This window comes from Rufibacter psychrotolerans, from assembly GCF_016924645.1.
Taxonomy (GTDB): domain Bacteria; phylum Bacteroidota; class Bacteroidia; order Cytophagales; family Hymenobacteraceae; genus Nibribacter; species Nibribacter psychrotolerans.
This window is the reverse complement of record NZ_JAFFJV010000024.1, coordinates 68,439-90,247: the sequence shown is the minus strand read 5'-3', so window position 1 is coordinate 90,247 and position 21,809 is coordinate 68,439. Positions and strand designations below refer to the sequence as shown.

16 protein-coding genes are annotated in these 21,809 nt (G+C 55.6%); 5 read left to right on the top strand and 11 right to left on the bottom strand.

Features of this window, described 5'->3' with window-relative positions; all coding sequences use genetic code 11:
- The 4 genes from JT718_RS19370 to JT718_RS19355 form a co-directional block, all read right to left on the bottom strand.
- Window positions 1-240 (bottom strand): hypothetical protein (locus JT718_RS19370; RefSeq protein WP_205504450.1); only part of this gene is annotated, 240 nt, incomplete at its 3' end.
- A gap of 56 nt (window positions 241-296) precedes the next feature.
- Window positions 297-2,135 carry a malto-oligosyltrehalose trehalohydrolase gene (treZ, locus tag JT718_RS19365; protein WP_205504449.1) on the bottom strand — a complete coding sequence of 613 codons (1,839 nt, stop codon included), beginning with the start codon at window positions 2,133-2,135 and terminating at the stop codon, window positions 297-299.
- Window positions 2,132-4,276, bottom strand: coding sequence for a glycogen debranching protein GlgX (gene glgX, locus JT718_RS19360; protein WP_205504448.1), 2,145 nt, complete (start codon window positions 4,274-4,276; stop codon window positions 2,132-2,134). Before glgX ends, treZ begins: the two co-directional genes overlap by 4 nt.
- Before the next feature lie 597 nt (window positions 4,277-4,873).
- Window positions 4,874-6,526, bottom strand: a complete 1,653-nt coding sequence (locus JT718_RS19355) for an NADP-dependent glyceraldehyde-3-phosphate dehydrogenase (RefSeq protein ID WP_205504447.1) — start codon at window positions 6,524-6,526, stop codon at window positions 4,874-4,876.
- 547 nt (window positions 6,527-7,073) lie between these two features.
- Here JT718_RS19355 and JT718_RS19350 point away from each other — a divergent pair.
- Window positions 7,074-8,360 (top strand): citrate synthase, encoded by a 1,287-nt coding sequence (locus JT718_RS19350; protein WP_205504446.1) that lies wholly within the window; start codon window positions 7,074-7,076, stop codon window positions 8,358-8,360.
- A gap of 225 nt (window positions 8,361-8,585) precedes the next feature.
- Here the strand turns inward: JT718_RS19350 and JT718_RS19345 are convergent, their stop codons facing one another.
- Both JT718_RS19345 and JT718_RS19340 read right to left on the bottom strand, forming a co-directional pair.
- Window positions 8,586-9,086 (bottom strand): toxin-antitoxin system YwqK family antitoxin, encoded by a 501-nt coding sequence (locus tag JT718_RS19345; protein ID WP_205504445.1) that lies wholly within the window; start codon window positions 9,084-9,086, stop codon window positions 8,586-8,588.
- A 58-nt stretch (window positions 9,087-9,144) separates the two neighbouring features.
- Window positions 9,145-9,651: a toxin-antitoxin system YwqK family antitoxin gene (locus JT718_RS19340; protein WP_205504444.1), complete on the bottom strand. Its 507-nt coding sequence runs from the start codon at window positions 9,649-9,651 to the stop codon at window positions 9,145-9,147.
- A 149-nt stretch (window positions 9,652-9,800) separates the two neighbouring features.
- Here JT718_RS19340 and JT718_RS19335 point away from each other — a divergent pair, with 149 nt between their 5' ends.
- Entirely contained in the window at window positions 9,801-11,174 is a 1,374-nt protein-coding gene (locus tag JT718_RS19335) for a PhoH family protein (protein ID WP_317195534.1), read from the top strand.
- A 699-nt stretch (window positions 11,175-11,873) separates the two neighbouring features.
- Here the strand turns inward: JT718_RS19335 and JT718_RS19330 are convergent.
- Both JT718_RS19330 and JT718_RS19325 read right to left on the bottom strand, forming a co-directional pair.
- The gene (locus JT718_RS19330) at window positions 11,874-12,398 is read right to left on the bottom strand and encodes a DinB family protein (RefSeq protein ID WP_205504443.1); all 525 of its coding nucleotides are present in this window, start codon (window positions 12,396-12,398) and stop codon (window positions 11,874-11,876) included.
- An 85-nt stretch (window positions 12,399-12,483) separates the two neighbouring features.
- Window positions 12,484-13,236: a hypothetical protein gene (locus JT718_RS19325; RefSeq protein ID WP_205504442.1), complete on the bottom strand. Its 753-nt coding sequence runs from the start codon at window positions 13,234-13,236 to the stop codon at window positions 12,484-12,486.
- A gap of 524 nt (window positions 13,237-13,760) precedes the next feature.
- Here JT718_RS19325 and JT718_RS19320 point away from each other — a divergent pair.
- Together JT718_RS19320 and JT718_RS19315 are read left to right on the top strand one after the other, a co-directional pair.
- Window positions 13,761-14,198: a YkvA family protein gene (locus JT718_RS19320; protein ID WP_205504441.1), complete on the top strand. Its 438-nt coding sequence runs from the start codon at window positions 13,761-13,763 to the stop codon at window positions 14,196-14,198.
- A gap of 216 nt (window positions 14,199-14,414) precedes the next feature.
- A complete protein-coding gene (locus tag JT718_RS19315) occupies window positions 14,415-16,694 on the top strand; it encodes a S46 family peptidase (protein WP_205504440.1) in 2,280 nt (759 codons plus the stop codon).
- A 75-nt stretch (window positions 16,695-16,769) separates the two neighbouring features.
- Here JT718_RS19315 and JT718_RS19310 read toward each other — a convergent pair whose 3' ends face one another.
- Both JT718_RS19310 and JT718_RS19305 read right to left on the bottom strand, forming a co-directional pair.
- A complete protein-coding gene (locus JT718_RS19310; RefSeq protein WP_205504439.1) occupies window positions 16,770-17,231 on the bottom strand; it encodes a type II toxin-antitoxin system RatA family toxin in 462 nt (153 codons plus the stop codon).
- Between the two features lie 3 nt (window positions 17,232-17,234).
- On the bottom strand, window positions 17,235-18,125 hold the full coding sequence (locus JT718_RS19305) for an SDR family oxidoreductase (RefSeq protein ID WP_240337185.1): 891 nt from the start codon (window positions 18,123-18,125) through the stop codon (window positions 17,235-17,237).
- 213 nt (window positions 18,126-18,338) lie between these two features.
- On the opposite strand from JT718_RS19305, the gene JT718_RS19300 reads away from it, so the two are divergent.
- Entirely contained in the window at window positions 18,339-20,312 is a 1,974-nt protein-coding gene (locus JT718_RS19300) for a tetratricopeptide repeat-containing sensor histidine kinase (RefSeq protein WP_205504438.1), read from the top strand.
- Here the strand turns inward: JT718_RS19300 and JT718_RS19295 are convergent.
- Window positions 20,301-21,797 carry a phytoene desaturase family protein gene (locus tag JT718_RS19295; protein WP_205504437.1) on the bottom strand — a complete coding sequence of 499 codons (1,497 nt, stop codon included), beginning with the start codon at window positions 21,795-21,797 and terminating at the stop codon, window positions 20,301-20,303. The genes JT718_RS19300 and JT718_RS19295 overlap by 12 nt on opposite strands.
- Window positions 21,798-21,809: the final 12 nt, after the last annotated feature.

The window sequence follows — 21,809 nt, the reverse complement described above, 5'->3', positions numbered from 1 at the left end:
AAGGCACTGCCTTGTCTCCACGTTCCTTTGTATTGGATTCATTTCAGGCATGTTTTCTCTAAAACATGCCGGAAATGATTTATGAACGGTACAACCAGAAATGCCGCAAGTTTGAGCGCAGCGGTAACTTGCGGCTGCCATTAAAGCCAGTTTGTAACTGGCCTGGTGCAATCTTTGGTCACGTGTTTCGCCAGTTACAAACTGGCGGTGATTTGTACTCCAAGTTTCCGCTGCGCTCAAACTTGAGGTAGGGTTATATTTCCGGCCTGTTTTCTCTAAAACCGGCCGGAAATGATTTAGGCTTGGTACACCAAAACACTCTCCGGTTGCAGGGTCACTTCTGCGCCACCGGCTACCGATGCCTCAGCGGCTTGCGGGCCATTCCATTCTGGGGAAGCGGAGTCCAGCACTAGTTGCAGGTTCTTGGCTCCTATAGGAAGGGTTAGTTTCTGTGGCTGCGGGGAGAAGTTCATCAAAGCGATGACCTGCTGGTTTCCATGACCGCGCTGGAGAATCAGGGTTTTCTGGAATTCGTTGGCCTCAGCTTGCACGGCTTTGCGGTCCAGGTTTTTCAGGGCGGGCAGTTCACGGCGCAGGCGCAGGAGGGTCTGGTAGTAGCGGAACAGGGTCTGGTGCGGCTCCTGCTGTACCAGGTCCCATTGCAGCTTGGAGTTGTTGAACGTGGTCTCGGCCATGGGGTCCGGTGCCTCTCCCTCGGCGTGGAAAGCGGCGAACTCGGCTTTGCGGCCTTTACGAACGGCTTCGGCCAAATCCGGATCAGTGTGGCTCACGAAGTATTGGAATGGGTTGGGTTCGGCGTACTCCTCGCCCATCCAGAGCATAGGCAGGTACGGGCTCAGGAGCACGGCCCCGGCGGCCAGTTTCTGCATTTCAAAGCTTACCAAGGCACCCAGGCGCTCGCCCATCATGCGGTTTCCCACGTGGTCGTGGTTCTGGGTGAACACCACGAACTGCTTGCCGGGGTTATTCTCGGCCTTGATCCCGAAGGTCTTTTTGCGGTGTTCTGAGAATTGTCCGTCAAAAACGTACGCGTCCTGGTAGGCTTTGGCCAGGTGGCTGATACCCGTGAAATCTGAGTAGTAGCCGGTTTGCTCACCAGTGATGGTGACGCGCAGGGCGTGGTGGAACTCGTCAATCCACTGGGCGTCCATGCCGTAGCCTTGTTGTTCCAGCGGATTGATGAAGCGGGTGTCGTTGAGGTCCAGTTCCACGATCATGTAATGGTTGCGGCCGGTTTCCTCCATAAGTTGGTTGACGTGCTGCTTCATTTCCCGCAGAATGTGGTTCGGGCTGAAGTCTTTGATGGCATGCACGGCATCCATGCGTACGGCATCAATGTGGAAGTCCCGGAACCACATTAAAAGGTTCTCGGTGAAATAGCGGCGCACGCCATCGCACCAGGCATCGTCAAAATTGAGGGCCGGTCCCCAGGGAGTGTTGTATTTGTCAGTGAAGTAGTGGCCGTACACGCCCAGGTAGTTGCCCTCGGGGCCCATGTGGTTGTACACCACATCCAGCACCACGGCAAAGCCTTTCTGGTGGCAAACGTCTACCAGGTGCTGCAAGCCTTTAGGACCGCCGTAGGTGTTTTGCGCCGCATACGGGAAAACCCCGTCATAACCCCAGTTGCGGTTGCCTGGAAACTGCGCCACCGGCATGATCTCAATGGCATTTACCCCCAGTTCTTTGAGGTAGTCCAATTTCTGCTCCAGACCGGCAAAGGTGCCGTCTGGCGAGAAGGTACCCGTGTGCAGCTCGTACATGACGTACTCTTCCAGGGGCAGGTTTTTCCAGTGGTCATCCGTCCACTTGAACTTGGCCACGTCAACGGCCTGGGACGGACCGTGCACACTTTCGGGTTGGGATAGGGAGGCCGGGTCTGGGTATTCCTGGTCTTCGTCTATCCTGAATTTATAAGTGTCGCCGGGCGCTAACTGGTCGGTGGTTTCGTGCCAGTAGCCAAATTCGCCTTTGCGCAGGGGAATGATGGTGTTGCCCTCGTTTAGCGAGATCTCCACCTGCTCGGCCTTGGGGGCCCACACCAGTACCTCGGCCAGGCCCTGGGCGTTGAACGTCACCCCCAGGGTTCTTTTGCTTACATCTATAGGGTTCATTCGGGCTTATGGAAAATAGGGTTCTTCAACACTAACACAGAGCGGCCCTCTACGTGGAACGACTCGCCGGCTTTGTACTTGGTGGGGTTCTCGGGCTCCACCAGATCGCGGAAGGTATCTACCACCACTTCCCACGACTCGCCGTATTTGGCGGGCGGCGCGTGGAAGATGAGCGAATCATGGTAGGCATTGAAGATGACATAGAACGAGTCGTCCAGCACTACTTCGCCCTGAGGCCCGCGGGAGTGCACGCCCCGGCCGTTCAGGAAGATGGCCAAAGATTTTGCGTGGTCCTGCTCCCAGTGTTCGTACTCCATTTCCTGGCCATTGGGCAGGAACCACTGAATATCCTCCAGACCGTGTCCTTTGATGGGCTGCCCCTGGAACCAGCGGCGGCGGCGGAACACCGGGTGGTTTTTGCGCAGGTGGATCAGCTTTTTGGAGAACTCCATCAGGCGCTGGTCGGCGCCGTCCCAGTTGATCCAGGAAATCTCGTTGTCCTGGCAGTAGGCGTTGTTGTTTCCGCCCTGGGTACGGCTCAGCTCGTCGCCGGCTACCAGCATGGGCACCCCCTGCGAGAGGAAGAGCGTTGCCAGGAAGTTGCGTTTCTGGCGATTGCGCAGGTCAATGATCCACTGGTCCTCGGTAGGGCCCTCTACCCCGCAGTTCCAGGAGCGGTTATGGTCATCGCCGTCTTTGTTGTCTTCGCCGTTGGCCTCGTTGTGCTTTTCGTTGTAAGACACCAGGTCATGCAGGGTGAAGCCGTCATGCGCGGTGATGAAGTTGATGCTGGCCGTGGGCCTTCTGAAATCGTCAAAGTACAGATCTGAGGAGCCGGTGAAACGGTTGGCGAACTCAGCCAGCATGCTGTCTTCGCCGCGCCAGAAATCGCGCATGCAGTCGCGGTACTTTCCGTTCCACTCGGTCCAGCCCGGCGGGAAGTTGCCCACCTGGTAACCGCCCTCGCCCACGTCCCAGGGCTCGGCGATGAGTTTCACCTGCGAGATCACCGGGTCCTGGTGGATGATGTCAAAGAAGGAGCTGAGGCGGTCCACGTCGTGCAGCTCGCGGGCCAGGGCCGAGGCCAAATCGAACCGGAAGCCGTCTACGTGCATCTCCAAGATCCAGTAGCGCAGGCTGTCCATGATAAGGCGCAGCACGCTGGGCAGGTTGGCGTTGAGCGTGTTGCCGGTGCCGGTGTAGTCCATGTAGTAGCGCTTGTTGTCCTCTACCAGCCGGTAATAAGAGGCATTGTCAATGCCCTTGAACGACAAGGTGGGGCCTTTCTCGTTGCCTTCGCCGGTGTGGTTGTACACCACATCCAGGATGACCTCAATGCCGGCCCGGTGCAGGGCTTTCACCATGTTCTTGAATTCGGTGACCTGCTGGCCCAGGACCCCGCTGCTGGAGTAGCGCACATCTGGCGCGAAGAACCCAATGGAATTGTAGCCCCAGTAATTGGTGAGGCCTTTGTCCTGCAGGTACCAATCGGTGATGAAATGATGCACGGGCAGGAGCTCAATGGCGGTAATGCCCAGGTCCTGCAGGTACTGGATGGTGGTGGGGTGCGCAATGCCGGCGTAGGTACCGCGTATTTCCTCCGGAATGTCTGGGTGCAGCCGCGTGAATCCTTTCACGTGCGCCTCGTAGATGACCGACTTGTGGAAGGGGATTTTGGGCGGGGTGTCTCCCTCCCAGTCAAAACTGGGATCTACCACCACCGATTTGGGAATGAACGGGGCGCTGTCCATCTCTGAAAAGCTCAGGTCTTCGTCTTCATGGCCAAACTGATAGCCAAACAACGACTCGTGCCAGTTCACGGTACCCGAGATGGCCTTGGCGTAAGGGTCAATAAGCAGTTTGTGGTGGTTGAACCGGTGGCCATTCTCTGGCTCATACGGCCCGTGTACCCTGAACCCGTACAATTGGCCCGGCTCCAGCTCTGGGATATAGGTATGCCACACCTGGTGCGACCGCTCAATGATCTCAATTCTGGCGGTTTCTACTTCGTCCTGGGGAGTGGAGAAAAGGCACAGTTCCACTTTGGTGGCATTCTGGGCGTACAGGGCGAAGTTCACCCCCTTGCCATCCCAGGTGGCACCCAAGGGAAATGGGCTGCCCGGATAGGTTATTACGTTCATTGTCTTTGGTTTCAGTAGAAGTTGGTCTCTGGTCTATGCTGTTGTCTGAGTGCGTACCGTCTACGGGAAAATTGTACTGGCGTTACTTTATTTTAAAGCACGCCTTAGAAAGAAAATATTGGGGGAAGACGTGCCTACGCTCCATACGGTTACAAGAATTTTACCCTAAGGCGACACCAACCCCGCTGGCTAGCAAACAAAGGGCCCTAAAACCTGAATAAAGCGGCTTTTTTCAGCTTTAAAACCTTAAATGAAATGAGTTTTAGCTGCCTTTTGACCAAATCGGCCTTGAAACACCAAAGCGGACGCAGAACCAAAAAGACAAAAAATTTTACAGAGCAGCTAGAAAAAAACACATACCGTCCAGCAGCTTTTTGTGCTTTTTTCAGAAAACAGACCTAAAACAGCAGCCTTTTAAATAATGAATTCGGGCACCCAATAACATCAACCACCACTTTCCCCCTCTCTTGGGGCGAGTCTCCAGACTCGCGGAAGATATAAGGCAAAGATTTTAAAAACGTCAGCGAGAGGCCCAAACCAGAAAAGCCGCCCCGGTAAGTACCAGAGCGGCTTTTCTGCGAAATGCACAGAAGCTAACTAGAAGATAAACTTGGTGCTTAAGAAGTTAGACTCGCCCTCAGAGACAATCTGGTTGAGCAACTGCTTGTTGTTCTCGTTCATCTTAGCGGCCACCAACGACCGGATGGAGAACGAGCGCAGCGCATCTACCACTGACAAGGTGCCCTCGGCGCTGTCTTTGCGGCCGGTGAACGGGAACACGTCGGGGCCGCGCTGGCACTGGCAGTTGATGTTGACGCGGCTCACCTGGTTCACCAGCGGGTCAATGAGCGAGGCCACCTCAGAGGCATCCTGGCTAAAGATGCTTACCTGCTGCCCGTGGGTAGACTCTATTAAATATTGAATAGGCTCCTCCAGATCATCATAAGCCACCACTGGGATGAGTGGCCCGAACTGCTCCTCGCGGTAGAGTTTCATCTCTTTGTTCACCGGATACAGAATGGCCGGGTACACAAAAGACTCAAACGCCTGGCCTCCGCCGGGGTTCACCACTTGCGCGCCGTGCTGCAGGGCATCGTCAATGCACTCCTTTAAATAAGCCGGTTTGTGCGGTTCGGGCAGCGGAGTGAGCGCCACGCCTTTCTCCCAGGGCATGCCGTACTTGAGTTTGCCCACTGCCTCCGTTAGTTTCTCCAGGAACGAGTCTACCTGGCTGCGGTGCACGAAGATGATCTTGAGCGCCGTACAGCGCTGCCCGTTGAAAGACAGAGCCCCCAGCACCGTCTCCTCCACGGCCAGCTTCAGGTCGGCATTCTGGGTGATGATGGCGGCGTTTTTGGCGTCTAATCCTAAAATGGCGCGCAAACGGTTTACCTTGGGGTGTAGCTTTTTGAGCTCATCGGCCACTTTGCTGGACCCGATGAGGGTGAGCACGTTCACCTTGCCCGACTTCATGAGCGCCGGCACAATGGCGTGGCCCCGCCCGTAAATGGTGTTCACCACGCCTTCGGGGAAAGAATCGCGGAAGGCTTCCAGCAGCGGGCAGAACAACAGGGTGCCGTGTTTGGGTGGCTTGAACAAAATGGTGTTGCCCATGATGAGCGCCGGGATGAGCGTGGTGAAGGTCTCGTTAAGCGGGTAGTTGAACGGACCCATGCAGAGCACCACGCCCAGGGGCGAGCGGCGCACTTGCGCCACAATGCCCTGTTCTATCTCAAAGCCCGAGGACTGGCGGTCCAGGTTCTTGAGGGCGTCAATGGTGGCGTAGATGTACTCCACGGTGCGGTCAAACTCTTTCACTGAGTCGGCCCAGGATTTGCCAATCTCCCACATGATGAGTTTCACCACCAGGTCTTTCTGCGCAATCATGCGCTGGGTAAAGTGCTCCACGCATTTGATGCGGCCGTCCACGCCCATGGTGGGCCAGGTCCCGCGGCCGTTGTCGTAGGCTGCTACGGCCGCCTCCAGGGCTTCCAGGGCTTCCTTCTCAGTACATACGGGGTAAGAGCCAATGCGCTGGCGCTGGTAGGTGCCGTCTGGCTGGGCCACGGCCACCGGTGAGTAGACGTCGTGCGCCGCGCCGCTCCACTCCTTCAGGAATCCGTCTGAGAGGTATTCCCGCTGGTGCACCTCACTCGGCAGGGCGAATTCCTGGGGAATCTGGCCTTGGGTTGGGAAAATGGCGCGCAACGCCTCGCGGGTCACCTGAGCTGTACTTTCTTTTACTTCCATAAGATTGGGTTATGTACAAGGGTTTTACATCATGGGCATTCACCAATCTTAAACATAATTACCATACTGTCAAAATAGAATTTCATTTTATGTGATTATGGCAATAACTTAGACTATAATTATCTATTTTACTTATTAACTTAAAATAATTGTAAATTTCACAAAGCGACCAGCACTAACAGATGTTTGTTTTACAGATTTTCAAGCCTTTGGCAAACTGCCTGAGAATAAGCCAGTAGGAAAAACGGGCGGAAAAAAAGCCTGGATTTTATTGCAGTAGATGGAGTGCCGTCTCTATATTAACGCCCAAATACGTGTTGGAGAGCCCTTTATTTGGGAAGGAAATCTGGCCGTTGCCGGTACGCCAGGGCACCAGGCGGGCAGACCCCAAAAACCGGCCCGCAGGTTTGTGCAACATTTGGGAAACGTTTGTGCAACCCCCGGTTTTCCCCAGAAAAGTATGTTCTGCCTAACACTTTTCATTTTTGGCGCTTTTGGCTAACTTGCCGCAAGGCCTGACAACCTGTAAACCCACTTAAAGAATAATATGTCTGATTTTGCTGAACTAATTCTGGAAGGCAAATCGTACCAGCTGCCCATTGTAACGGGTTCTGAGAACGAGAAAGCCATTGATATTAATGCTTTACGCGCGCAATCCGGTTACATTACCTTAGACTCCGGTTACAAGAACACAGGGGCCACTGAAAGTGCGATCACCTACCTTGACGGGGAGAACGGCATTCTCCGTTACCGCGGCTATCCTATAGAGCAACTGGCAGAGAAGTCGTCTTTCATTGAGGTGGCGTACCTGCTCATCTACGGCAAACTGCCCAGCCAAACAGAATTAGACCAGTTCGCAAACCAGATCAAAGTGCATACGCTGGTAAACGAAGACATGCGCAAGATCCTGGACGGCTTCCCGTCCGGCGCGCACCCCATGGGCATCCTTTCGGCCCTGGTGAGCTCGTTGACCGCCTTCTACCCAGAGTCTTTGAACTCTAACCAAAGCAAAGAGGAAGTAGACCTGACCATCATCCGCCTGATGGCCAAGCTTTCTACCATTGCCGCCTGGTCTTACAAGAACTCCATGGGCCACCCCGTGAACTACCCCAAGAACAAGCTGGACTACTGCTCTAACTTCCTGCACATGATGTTCGCGTACCCCACTGAGGAGTACGAGATCAACCCGGTGGTGGTAGACGCCCTGAACAAACTCCTGATCCTGCACGCCGACCACGAGCAGAACTGCTCTACCTCTACCGTGCGCCTGGTAGGTTCTGCGCACGCCAGCCTGTACTCGTCGGTGTCTGCCGGTATCAGCGCCCTGTGGGGACCGCTGCACGGGGGTGCCAACCAGGCCGTGATTGAAATGCTGGAAGCCATCAAAGCCGACGGCGGAGACTCCAAGAAGTACATTGAGAAAGCCAAAGACAAGAACGATCCGTTCCGTCTCATGGGCTTCGGGCACCGCGTGTACAAGAACTTTGACCCACGCGCCACCATCATCAAGAAAACCGCCGATGACGTGCTGGGTGCCCTGGGCATCAACGATCCGGTGCTGAACATTGCCAAGGAACTGGAGCAAGCCGCCCTCACTGATCCTTACTTTGTGGAGCGCAAACTGTACCCTAACGTAGACTTTTACTCTGGCATTATCTACCGCGCCATTGGCATCCCAACCGAGATGTTCACGGTGATGTTCGCCCTGGGCCGTCTGCCCGGCTGGATTGCCCAGTGGAAAGAGATGCGCGAAGCCAAAGAGCCTATCGGCCGTCCGCGCCAGGTGTACACCGGCGCCACCCTGCGCGACTACGCTCCGGTGAACGAGCGCTAATCAAGCGCCCTTACGGTACCGTATTAAAAGAGAAGGCCAGGTGTTCTACCTGGCCTTCTCTTTTTATATCCGTTTTAGGGGCTTTTCGGCAAAACAGGCCCAAAACCCAGCTGACGGTAGGAAGACGTTAGGCTCCTTCCATAACGTTTCCCTTTCCCGGTTTTAGCCCCCTTTCTTGAAAATCGGCCTAAAACAAGTGAGCCAACCGCCGAACCTCCACCAGCTCTACCACGCACGGCTTGCTCCTTTTTTAGTGGGAGGCCGGTTGGTGAGGATGGGCTGGGGCGAGCCCGAGATGCCCCGGCTGAAGGATTTCCAGCCCCGCCACTGGCCGGTGGAGTCATAGTAATGCCAGTCGCCGTGCCATTTGTACATGAGGAGGTTCTTTTCCTCAAACAAATAGGCCATGCCCCGGTGCGACACGGTGCCGTTGGGGTGGTAAAAGGTGGTCTTGATGCGTTTGTGCTTGGGCTCGTACTTTTCCAGGCGCTCCAGTTTGCCGTCGGCGGAGAAAGTCTTCCAGGTGCCCCGCTCCTTCCCTTTTTTGAACCGGCCGGTGTACATGAGCTGGTCGGGCTTGTGGTTGTAGTAGGCCCGCCACTTGCCGGTGCGGTTTCCCTGTTTGTCTACCCGGTTCCATTGCCAGGGCCAGGCTGCCCCGCCGCTTGGGTGCGGGGCAAGGAGCCATATGCCTACCAGTACGCCAAGTATTCCTTTCTTTACCATAAACTGGGGGTTGGTTTCTGGGCTAAGTTTAAGAAAACAGCCTAAAAATGGCTAGGGCTTACTCTTCTTTTTTAGTGCTGCTCAGGCTGGGGCTGTTGGTGGTGGGCTCGCCTTTCACGAAGGTCTTTACGCCCAGGGCCTGCCCCTGCTGGTCAAAGTACTCCCAGTCGCCGTGCCAGTAATACTGTACCCCGCCGCTCGCCGCGGGCACCAGGTACGCCATGCCCCTATGCGACACTTTCCCGTTGGGGTGGTAGTAGACGGTCTTGATGTGCTGTTTGCGGCGTTTGATCTTTTCCCTGAAATATAGGTTGCCATCGGCGGTGTAGGTCTTCCAGACGCCCACCTCTTTGCCGTGCCGGTAGCGCCCCTGGTAGTGCACCACCTTCTGGTCGGCGTCATGGAACACGCGCCAGCGGCCGTTCCGGAGCTCTTTTTTATCGTAGCGGTTCCACTGCCAGGGCCAGGCCCAACCGGGTTGGCTCATAAGGCAGGAGAAAAAGACCAGCAGGGCTACCGCGGTAGCCTTGCGGCGGAAGCCTGGGGAATGGGTGACGTGCTGCATGGGGGGTAGCTTTACCGTGAAAGTGTAATTTAGGACCAGTGAAAATTTATCATGGGTTCTTCTCATTTCAGAACGAAATAATCACCAAATTAGGTACACGGGGTGCCTGCCGGGCGCCCTCTTTCTGTTCACCCTAAATCCTGGTTCCTGTGCTGAAATCCCCAACCCGCAAGCGCGCCCCCAAAGCCAAGGCCGAGGCGCCCAAAGTAAAGAAAGCCTTTGTGCTGGATACCTCCGTGATTCTCTACGACCACAGCGCCGTGGAGCATTTTGGCGAGCATGACGTGGCCATCCCCATCACCGTGCTGGAGGAACTGGACAACTTCAAGAAAGGGAACGACATCAAGAACTTTGAGGCGCGCGAGTTTATCCGGTACATTGACAACCTCTCGGCCGAGCACAAGTTGCAGGAGTGGATTCCCCTGAAAGGCTCCAACAAAGGCCGGTTCAAAGTGCTCATGGGCAACGGCACGCCCATTGACGCCGAGAAGATCTTCAACGAAGACAAAGCCGACCACAAGATCCTGAACGCCACCCTGGCCCTGCAGCACGAAATGCCTGACCACAAGGTAACCTTGGTCACCAAAGACATTAACCTGCGGCTGAAGGCGCGCGCGCTCAACCTGTCGGCCGAGGACTATGAGACCGGCAAGATCCAGAACGTGACCAACCTGTACCGCGGCAATGACCTGGTGGAAGACATTCCGCACACGGTCATCACCAGGCTCTATGAAGAGGGCGAGTGTCCCGTGGAAGAGGCCCTGCCCAACCCACCCTCAGACAACCATTACTTTATCCTGCGCAGCAGTAAGTCCTCTGCCTTAGCGTACTATAATCCGCAGGAAAGAATCCTGGAGCGGGTAGACAAGCTCACGGCGGTGGGCATCAAGCCCCGCAACGCCGAGCAGACCTTCGCTCTGCACGCCATCCTGCACCCCGAGATCAAGTTGGTCTCCATCCAGGGGGTGGCGGGTACCGGCAAAACCCTGCTGGCCCTGGCCGGCGCCCTGGAGCAGCGCGAGGTGTACCGGCAGATCTACCTGGCCCGGCCCATTGTGCCCCTCAGCAACCGCGACCTTGGCTTTCTGCCCGGCGACGTGAACTCTAAGATTGGCCCCTACATGGAGCCGCTCTGGGACAACCTCAAGTTTATTCAGAACCAGTTCCCCGAGCACAGCCGCGAAAGCAACCGCATCAAGGAAATGGTGGAAGACGAGCGACTGGTGATCACGCCGCTGGCCTACATCAGGGGCCGCAGTTTGTCTAACATCATCTTTATCGTAGACGAGGCCCAGAACCTTACCCCGCACGAGATCAAGACCATTATCTCCAGGGCCGGCGAAAACACCAAGATTATCTTCACCGGCGACATTTACCAGATTGACACCCCCTACCTGGACACCCAAAGCAACGGCCTCTCCTACCTGATTGACAAGGTGAAGAACCACCCGCTGTACGCCCACGTGACCCTGCAGAAAGGCGAACGCTCTGCCCTGGCCAACCTGGCCAACCAACTGCTTTGATGGCTCCTAGTAGATAGGGCGAATTGGTAGCTTTTAGCAGCTAGTGGTTAGATAGTTAATCTTGGAATGGCTATGATGTGGGCTTATCAAGAGCTATGCCCAACGTTTAAGCGTGCTTAAGAATAATCTATAGCAAGCGGAAGGCACCTGCATCTGGATTGTTGGTGAAAACACTAACAATGGCGTGAATCTTTTAGGAGTGGCATATCATTAGGTGTGGAACATGAATAAAGCCCTTGCCAATGTAGCCCTTACCCTTGCTCGTGTTTTTACCAGCAAGCTATAGGCGCCTGCGGCAGGATTGTTGGTGATAACACCAACAATGGCAGGACATAAACAATGGCGGGCATCAACAATGGTGGGAAAAAGAAAAAGACCTTAGCCCTTGCTGTGTGTTTTCACCAGCAAGCGGAAGGGCGCCTGCCTTTGTAATGGCGGGCTGATTAATGATTGATGAGAAACTGCTAACAGCTGTTGTTGCTCGATAATTATTGTTCACTTACAAAAACTGATCGCCCGTTTAGGGGCTGTTTCTCAATAACAGCCCCTAAACGGGCGATCAGTTTTTTATGGTTTAAGCCTGCTTTCAGGAAAACCGGTCATAAACAAGATGTGCCAGGTGTTTTCACCCGGCACATACAAAAAATGCCTTAACAGCAATTGACAATCAACAATCAGCAATCCACTTCCAGCAATGGACTAAAGCTTCACCAGGTAGCGTTCCTTCAGCAGGTTGAGGTGGTGGCGCTCGTGTCCGGCGATGATGAAGGCCAGGGCGGCTACGGTGACGGGGCTGCCGTTGGCGTTCCCCAAACGGGCGATGGCCTGCGGGTGGAAGGAGCTGAACAACGCAAGGGTAGCTTGGCGGACTGTTTGGTGCTCTTCCAGAAGCCCGGACAGGGTTCGCTCCTCAAAAAAGGCGTTGGCCACGTACTGGTTCTCGTCGAAGCCCGGTAGCGGGTTCTGCTCTCCCCTTGAAATGCACAGCGCCCGGTAGGCCATGATCCGCTCGGTGTCGTTCATGTGGCCCAACAGCTGCTTTACCGACCATTTCCCCGGGGCGTAGGCAAAATCGGCCTCGCTTTCGCTTACCCTGCCAAACAACTGCACCACCTCCTGGCGTTGCGTTTGCAGCAGTTCCAGAATGTCGGCTTGGTCAGAGATGCTCTGGATGTATTTCTGGTAGTACTCATGGTACTCGCCGGGTTGCGGTTTTGGGATCATGGGCGTGGCGGTTAAAGTTTTTAAGACAAGTACGCAAGTCCGCGTGGAAAATGCAACCTCAGAAAAGCTCTGTTCAGCCCGCTCTTTAATTTCCGGAAATAGTGAAGAACTCCACCACTTTGCTTTGTTTCTCCCGGGAGAACTGCTCCTTTTTGGCGGCAATGCTCTGCCGCAGCTTTTCCTGCTGGTCAAGGTAGGGCCTGAGTTCTTTGGAGGGCGTAAACGTAACCAACTGACTGGCGGAACCTTCGGCCGCTTGGGTTACCTCGTGCACCTCGCACCCCAGGGTTTTCAGTTCACGAACCACCGCGTCAAACTTGCTGAGCGATTTAGTGAGCCTGATGCCGTACTTGCCGCCCGCCTGAAAGCCGTACCGTACGTAAGCCCCGGCCAGGAAAGAGGCTTTTTCCTCCAGGGTTTTAAAGGCTTTCTCCCTCAGGGTGCCCACCAGTATCTTATTGCCTTTGGCGTCTTCCTCCCTGCCTCCTTTAAAGGTGAAAGCATCGTTGATCTTCTCGGTGAGCCTTTTGGAATGCAGCCGCTTAAACTCGTGGCAGTAGTAGCAGTTCTGGGTCTCCCAGTTTTCCAGGGAGGTGGCCACTTTATCAAAGGTGCGCTTGTTTTCCAGCTCAATGACCTTGTTGAGGAACTGCACCAGCCCCGTCTCGGTGGTGTGGAACCGGTCTACCACCACCATTTCCACCGGGTCGGCCTTGACCCATTTGCGTCCCCCGAAATCGTCTACAAAACCGATGGCGTAAAAATCAGAGAGCAGCTTCTGGGCCTGGGCCGGCAGCACCAAGGCAAGGGCAAGCACAAGGGGCGAAAGTTTTTTCATAGCTGGGGCAATGGGGAGATAGATTATTGCTGATTAGTTAGTTAAGTGACCACAGTAAATAAAAAAGCTAGCCTTATAAAGCCTGCACCTGTTCAGCACTTCCTAATAATACAGCGTAGGAAAGCCTTCGGCACCACTGATGCTACCCTCCGCTTACCTCTCTATTTTGAGGCTGTTTTCCAGGAAATCGGTTAAAAACAGGTAAGGACTATTCTATATAGTTGGATCGATCTCTCACTTTCGTCAAGAGAAAGAAACTTTTAGATAATTTTATATTATAGTGTTTTACAAGTACTTACCTACCAATATTTAAATATTAAATAGATTATGCAGCACGCAGAAAGAGTCTGCTATTGTGTTGATCCTTCCTTATTTTACAACGCTAATATATAAATTAATATATCTTTAATTCAATATATTATTAAATTTGCACTCTACTACTTTTATGCTAAACCTTGCCCGGGGTTGGCCAGAATGGAAGCAGAGCCGTATATGCAGCTATCACCAATTGTAAACGATAGACTATGAGCTCACTAGCAGATAAAGGCTTCCAACTCTCCAAGAATGCCTTCTTCAACTATATGATTTCGCGGGCGTCTGGCCTCATGAAAAAACCGGTAAAGGTGGGCTTGCTGCTCACCACGGCGTACGAGAAACTGCAGGACGCCAACAGTTCAGAAAGTGGCGTAGACCAGATCAAGAACATCATGTTCCGGTTCATCCGGCTGGTGAAGGCCTATTACCAGGGCACCTACCGTGGAGTGAGCACCAAGTCCATCTTGCTGGGCATTGCAGTTTTACTTTACATGGTTACCCCGCTGGACCTAATCCCCGACTTTATCCCGCTCCTGGGCTTCGCCGATGACCTTAGCCTCATGGCCTGGTTTATCTCGGCTTTTCAGGAAGAACTGCACAAGTTCCAGGTGTGGGAAGAAGGCGCCGTGGGCGTGGGGCATTGTTAACGGTTTACTGGTAGAATTTAACTATTTGCACTAACTTTTTAAGAGCCGCCCCGTTTCGGGCCTGTTTACCGGAAAACAGGCCCGAAACGGGGCGGGGCTTTTTTGTTTTAGGGTTGGGGGAGTCTACGGCACTCGGGTCGTGCTACGTGCTGCGAGATACCTGCTACATGCCGCCATAAATTCGTACTTTTGGGTTTCACAAACCTAAACGAACGTATGTTTAACAGCAAACAACTCTGTCTCTGGGTGTTGCTGGCCATCAGTTCCTTCAACGCCTCAGCCGATGAGGGCATGTGGCTTCCAATGCTGCTCAAGCAGCTCAACGAAGCCGACATGCAGAAAAAAGGGATGCGCCTCTCCGCCGAAGACATCTACAGTGTCAATAAATCAAGCCTCAAAGACGCCATCGTGCAGTTTGGCGGCGGCTGCACCGGCGAGATCATCTCTAACCAGGGCCTGCTGCTCACTAACCACCACTGCGGCTACGGCCAGATCCAGTCGCACAGCTCTGTGGAGAACGACCTGCTCACCAACGGCTTCTGGGCCATGACCCGCGAGCAGGAGAAACCCAATCCGGGCCTTACCGCCACGTTCATCGTGCGCATGGAAGACGTGACCAAGCAGATCCTGGGCGATGTTCCGGCCGGTCTGCCCGAAGCCGAGCGCGAGCAACGCGTGCAGGCCAACATCAAGAAAGTGCAGGAGCAAACCACGGCGGGCACCCACTACGGAGCCATCATCCGCCCGTTCTTCTACGGTAACGAGTACTACATGTACGTGACCGAGACTTTCCGCGACATCCGCCTGGTGGGGGCTCCGCCCGAAAGCATCGGCAAGTTCGGGGGCGACACCGATAACTGGATGTGGCCGCGCCACACCGGCGATTTCTCCCTGTTCCGCATCTACGCCGGCCCAGACAACAAACCCGCCGACTACTCGCCCAACAACAAGCCATTCACGCCCAAGCACCACCTGCCCATCTCCCTGGCGGGCATCCAGGAGGGCGATTTTACCATGGTGTTCGGATTTCCGGGCCGTACCACCGAGTACCTTCCCTCCCAGGCCGTGCGCGAGATTGCCGAAATCTCTGACCCTGCCAAGGTGAAGATCAGGACCACGCGCCTGAACCTGCTGGACCAGGACATGAAAGCCGACCCGAAGGTGCGCATCCAGTACGCCGCCAAGTACGCCAGCGTGAGCAACGCCCACAAGAAGTGGATAGGCGAGATGCGCGGCCTCAAGAAACTGAACGCCATTGCCAAAAAGCAGGAGCTGGAAAGACAGTTTGCCGCCTGGGTGGCCCAGGAAACCGGCCGCAAGAACACCTACGGCCAGGTACTGCCGCAATTTGAGCAGAACTACGGACAATTGGCCCAGGGCGTGACCCTGGCCCGCGACTACTTCATGGAAGCCGTTTTAGGGGTAGAATTGCTGAATTTCGCCCAAAACTACCTGAACCTGGCCAACGCCCTGGAGCGGGTAGATCCGGCCGCAGCCCCGCAGGGAAGCGCTCAGGAGCTGGTTGACCGCCTGCGCAAATCGGCGACGGGTTACTTCAAGAACTACAACCTGGCCACCGACAAGAAAGTGTTTGCCGCCCTGCTGGAGATGTACGTGAAAGACCTGGACCCCAAGTTTCACCCGCAGCTCCTGAAAGTGGTCACCGACAAGTATAAGGGCAACTGGGCCGCCTACGCAGACTACGTGTACGGCACCACCCAACTGGCCTCTGAGCAGAAAATTCAGAACTTGCTGCAACTTCCCCCCGCCCAGCTGCAGGCAAAGCTCCTCACTGACCCCGCCGTGCAGTTGCTGAACGCGTTCGCCAACGTCTACCGCACCCGGGTGCTGCCCACTTACACCACCCTCACCGACCAGAACACCCTGCTCAACCGCACGTACCTGCAAGGCTTGCGCGAGATGCAGAAAGACCGCAAGTTCTACCCAGACGCCAACCTCACCCTGCGTGTTTCTTACGGCCAGGTAGACGGCTACAAACCCGCCGACGGCGTAACCTACGACTATTATACCACGCTGGAAGGCATCATGGAGAAGGAAGACCCTGCCGTGGTAGACTACAAGGTTCCGGCCAAGCTGAAGGAGCTGTACCAGAAAAAAGACTATGGCCCGTATGGCGTGAACGGCCAGATGCCGGTGGCGTTCATTGCCTCTAACCACACCACCGGGGGCAACTCCGGCTCACCGGTGATCAACGCCCGCGGCGAGCTGATAGGCACCAACTTTGACCGCAACTGGGAAGGTACCATGTCAGACATCATGTATGACCCAGACCGCGTGCGCAACATCAGCATGGATGCCCGCTACTTCCTGTTCATCGTGGACAAATTTGCCGGGGCTGGTCACCTGGTAAAAGAGATGACCCTGGTGAACAACGGTCCGCAGCAACCCGCCGCCGCTACAAACACTGCCGGCAGCACCCCGGTAAACGGAAAGAAGACCAGCAAAAAAGCCAAAAAGAAAGCAAAAGCAGAGTAACTCTGTTTTTAACCCCTTTTCACAAAAAAAGCCCGGAAACACTCCGGGCTTTTTTTGTGCATCGTTCATACCTGTTTATGCGTTGATCATACCTGCTTCCACGGCATCTTTGAAATACTTCAGCCGGTTAGTGATATCGGTTTGCAGCAACTTCCGGAGGATGGGAGTAAGCACCAGCGCCCCTGCTGTCCCAAATTTCACCTGAAAGTTGTACCGGAAGTAAACCCGCGTAAGTCCCTTACCCTCATCCTTGAACCGCCAACTGCCCGAGAACTTCCGGAACACCCAGGGTCCTTTGGTCATTTCCATGGCTACTTGCGTGGGAGGATGGAAGCTGATGTAGCGCACGGTCATGCCCACTCCTTTGCGGCTTTCGCAATAAACTTCCACTCCTTTACCGGCCTGCCTAGCGCCCTGTTCCAGCCGGGCCACGCCCAGATACTGGTCCCAGTGCAGCCGATGGGTGTAGTCCTGCGAGAACCAGAACAGATCATCGGGTGTGCCTTTCACTAAAACGGAACCTTCCAGCGTAGGCATCTGCTATTCCTTCTGGTCTTTGTTCTTGCCGCGCACCATCTGCTCAATGGTGTCCCACATCTCATGCGGAACCTGGTCCAGGTAGTTGAACTCGCCCCCGCCGTACAGCCACTCGCCGCCGTCAATGGTAATGACTTCGCCGTTCACGTAGGCTGAGAAATCTGAGATGAGGTAGGCCGCCAGGTTGGCCAGCTCCTGGTGCTCGCCGTAGCGCTTTACCGGGATGCGGTTCAAGGGGTCCAGTTTCTTGGCCAGGGCCTCGGGGAACAGGCGGCTCCAGGCGCCCTCGGTGGGGAAAGGCCCCGGCGCGATGGCGTTGGACCGGATGCCGTACTTGGCCCATTCGGCGGCCAGGGAACGCGTCATGGCCAGCACGCCCGCCTTGGCCGTGGCCGAAGGCACCACGTACCCCGAGCCCGTCCAGGCGTAGGTAGTGACAATGTTGAGGATGGTGCCCGGCTGCTGGTGCTCAATCCAATGTTTGCCTAAGGTGAGGGTGCAGTTGTAGCTGCCTTTCAGGACGATATCCACAATCACGTCAAAGGCCTTGGGCGAGAGCCGTTCGGTGGGGCTGATGAAGTTGCCGGCGGCGTTGTTCAGCAGGCCGTGCACGGCCCCAAACCGCTGCAGGGTGGCGTGAAGCATGGCCTCTACCTCCAGCGGCTTGCGCACATCGCAGGCCACGGGCAGCACCTGTCCGCCGGTCTGTTCGGCCATTTCGCGGGCTGTTTTCTCCAGGACCTCCCACTTGCGGCTGGTGATGACCAGGTTGGCGCCCAACTGCAGGAAGTACAGGCCCATGGACTTGCCCAGGCCGGTGCCGCCGCCGGTGATGATGATGGTTTTTCCTGTGAGCGCGCCCTCGCGCAGCATGGGTTCAGCGTAATGTGCCATATTTTACAATTTTCTCCAGCAGAAAGATAAGGTTTCTGCCCAAGTTTCCTTGACTCTCCCAGATTTTATCTACCTTTAGCCTAAAGGAAGACCGCCCCGGTCTGAGCGAGAGCCCTGCCCCAAAATACCCAAAATTGGGTATTTCTTTGTTGCAATATAATTGCTAATCTGCCTTGTGATAGACGCTAGTACCTATTTGCCCTCGTTGACTGTATGAAAAAGCTAGTATTCCTGTTTTTCTCTTTCAGCCTGGCAGCGTTACCTCTTCTGGGCCGAACCCCGGTGGTGCTAATGCAGGAACTGAAACGTGCCACTTCGCCCCACAAGAAAGTGGAGCTCCTGAACCTCATCAGTGAGTATTACCGCGAGGTAGACCCCAAACAAACGGTGCTTTACGGGCAGCAGGCAGCCCAGCTGGCCCTGCAGATCAAGGAGCGCAAGCAGCTTGGCACCGCCTACAACAACATCAGCATTGGGCATTACTGGCTCAACAACCTCATAGAAGCCTCGGCTTACACCTACAAGGCCCTGAAAATCCGCGAGGAGCTGCATGACTCAGTGGGCATGGCCTCCAGCTACAACGCGCTGGGCAACATCCACCGGGGGCAGGAGAACTACACCACCTCGCTCTCGTTCTTCCAGAAGGCCCTGGCCATTGGGCAGCAGATCAAGCGCAAAAAAACCATCAGCACCACGCTGAACAACATTGGGGCCACCTACGAGCTCATGAACCAGCCCGAAAAGGCCCTCACCTATTACCTGAAGGTACGCGAGCTCACCAAAGACGAGAACGACCAGTACGACCGGGCCCTGAACGACCTGAACCTGGGCAACATCTACTTCCTGTTGGGCAATAAAAACAAAGCCCTGCAGCACCTGTACAACGCCCTGAGCCTGAGTGAGGAAATCAGGAACGAGGTCAACAAGATCTACATTTACCGCTGTCTTGCCCAGATTTACCTCAAAGACCGCGACTACCCCAAGGCGGCTCAACTGGCCAAGAACAGCCTGCAAGTGTCGCAGAAGCTGCCCTCGCCCGAGGGCGTGAAAGAGGCATCGCTGCTGCTGAACGAGGTTTACCTGGCCCAGAAGAACTACCAGTTGGCCCACCGCTACCTGCAGCTGCACACCGCCTACAAAGACAGCCTGCAGAACCGCCAGCAGGCCGAAGCCCAGGCCGAGATGCACGCCAAATACGAACTGGAAAAGAAAGAGGCCGAAAACCACCGCCTGCGGGTAGAACAGGAGTTGCAACAAGAGAAGCTCTGGAAAAAGGAACTGACCCAATACGCCACCGGAGTACTGCTGCTGATGTCGCTGGCCCTGGCCTATGTATTCTTCAAGGGCCGCCGGCGGGCCAAACTGGCACACGAACAGCTTTCTGAGTACAACCAAGTGATTCTGGAGAAGAACGAAGACATCCAGGAACAGAAAGAGGAACTGGAAAAGCTGAACCACCAGAAAGACCTCTTGTTCTCCATCATCGCCCACGATCTCAGGAGCCCGCTCATCTCGCTGCAGTCGCTGTTTCAATTGGTGGCCATGGGCAAGGTGCCCCAGGACAAGCTGGACCGCTGCATGAAGGAGCTGGAAACCCAGCAGCAGAACACCCTGAACCTGCTGGACAACCTGCTGGTCTGGGCCAAAATTCAGATGAAGGGCGTGAGGCTGGAGCCCGAGCCCCTGCAGCTGCGGGAGCTGGTATCCATCAACATTGAGCTGCTTTTGCCCCAGGCGCAGAAGAAAGGAATCATCCTGGAGAACAAAGTATCGGAGGAGCTTTGGGCCCTGGTAGACGGTGAAACCCTGAAGCTGGTCTTCCGCAACCTGATCTCCAACGCCATCAAGTTCTGCAAGGAAGGCGACGTGGTGGAAGTGATGGCCGAGCCGTTTGACGAAGACCAGTTGGTGGTAACCGTGAAAGACTGCGGCATTGGCATTAGCGCCCAGAACCAGATGAAGCTGTTTGGCCCCAACAATTTCAAGGAAAGAGGCACCGCCAACGAGAAAGGCAATGGCTTGGGCCTGATGCTCTGCAAAGAGTTCATTGAGAAAAACGGCGGCGACATTTGGGTAGACAGCGAGCTGGGCGTGGGTACCCAATTCCACTTCTCGGTGCCTGCCTACCCCCTGGCCGGTTCTTCAGAAGAACTGACCACTCAGCCGCAGGAAGAATCACTGGTGTAGCAGCTGTACCTTGTCTTTGAAATGGTCCCGGAGCAGCTTATGTGCAGCAATGATGCCGCTCAGGCACACCCCGGGAATGCCCTGCCCCGGGTACACCGTATCACCACATAAATAGGCTTTCTTCCCATCCAATCGGGCATCCTTCATTTGCCAGGGCTTGATGCGCTGGTACTGCGGGTAGCCGCCCACCTGCCCCCACGCACGGCCGGTCCATTCAAGCCAGGCGCCGGGAGTGGCCGCCTGCACAAACCTGACCTGGTCTTCGTGGAAGAACCCCTGCGCAGCCAGGAACTGCACCACCCATTTCTCCAGCTCCTGCTTCTCCTCTATCCATTGCTCCTGCGGACGGGCCACATGCGTACTCACCGAGGCCACGCACAGGCCTTTGGGCGCGCGCAGCGCATCATCTGGGTGGCTCAGGCTCACAAAAATACTGTCGCTGCCTAACAGGGGCACTTTGCCGGGCACGTGCAGCTGGTGGTGCAGCAAGTCTGGCGTGGTGGAGGTCCGTTCAAACACCAAACCCCAGGTCAGCGCCCCGTTTACCTGATCGGGGGGCAGCAGGTAGCGCTGTAGCTTGGCGCTGGTGGGCGCATGCTGGAATAGCTGGTGCACGTTGTTGAGCGGCAATCCGCAGACCACAAACTCGGCTTGTACCGGTCCTTTGTCGGTGTCTAGCAGGTAAGCACCGGCAGGCTGCGGAACAATCTGGCGCACTACCCGCCGGTAGAGCATCTCGCCCTGGTGTTCTTCCAGGTACTGCACCAACCCCTCACTCAGTTTCCGGAGACCGCCCGGCACGTAGTAGTTACCGTACAGCGTATAGCAGAGGGCGGTGGCGCCAAAGAGCACGTTTACTTCGGGGTGGTGGTTCTGGGCGGTGATCAGGAGTTGCTGGTCCACGAAGGCTACAAAGCGGGCGTTCTCCAGCAACCCATGCTTCCGCAGCAAGTCGCGCACGGTCCCGAACGCTTTCGGGACAAGCCCCAGCTGGCTCCATTCCACCGCTTTCAGGGCTTCCCAAAGGTCGCCCACGGAGCTGAACGGAAAACTGAGCTGCCGCAGCGACGTACGCCAGACCTTTTGGCTGATCTGGTAGCATTCTTCCCAGAACGCGCGCTGCCCCGCCTCGCCAAACACGCGCTCGGCCTCGGTGATCCAGGCTTCCAGGTCGGGATAGCGGGTGATTAGGGTGCCATCTGTGAGGCGCACCTGCATGGGAAGTTCTAACCGGATGGCGGGCAACTGAATACCCGTTTGCTCCAGCAGGTAGCGCAGGGGCATGTGGGGGTCCAGCCCTACCAGCGTGGTGGCCCCGGTTTCAAACCAAAAGCCCTTCCGTTTGTAGGAGGAGGCACAGCCGCCCGGGTAGTTGTTCTGCTCCAGCACGGCCACCTGCAAACCGGCCTTGGCCAGCAGCGCCGCCGCCGTGAGTGCGCCCAACCCCGATCCAATCAGGGCCACCTGTACCTTGTGTGTCTCCATGTAGTGCAAGAA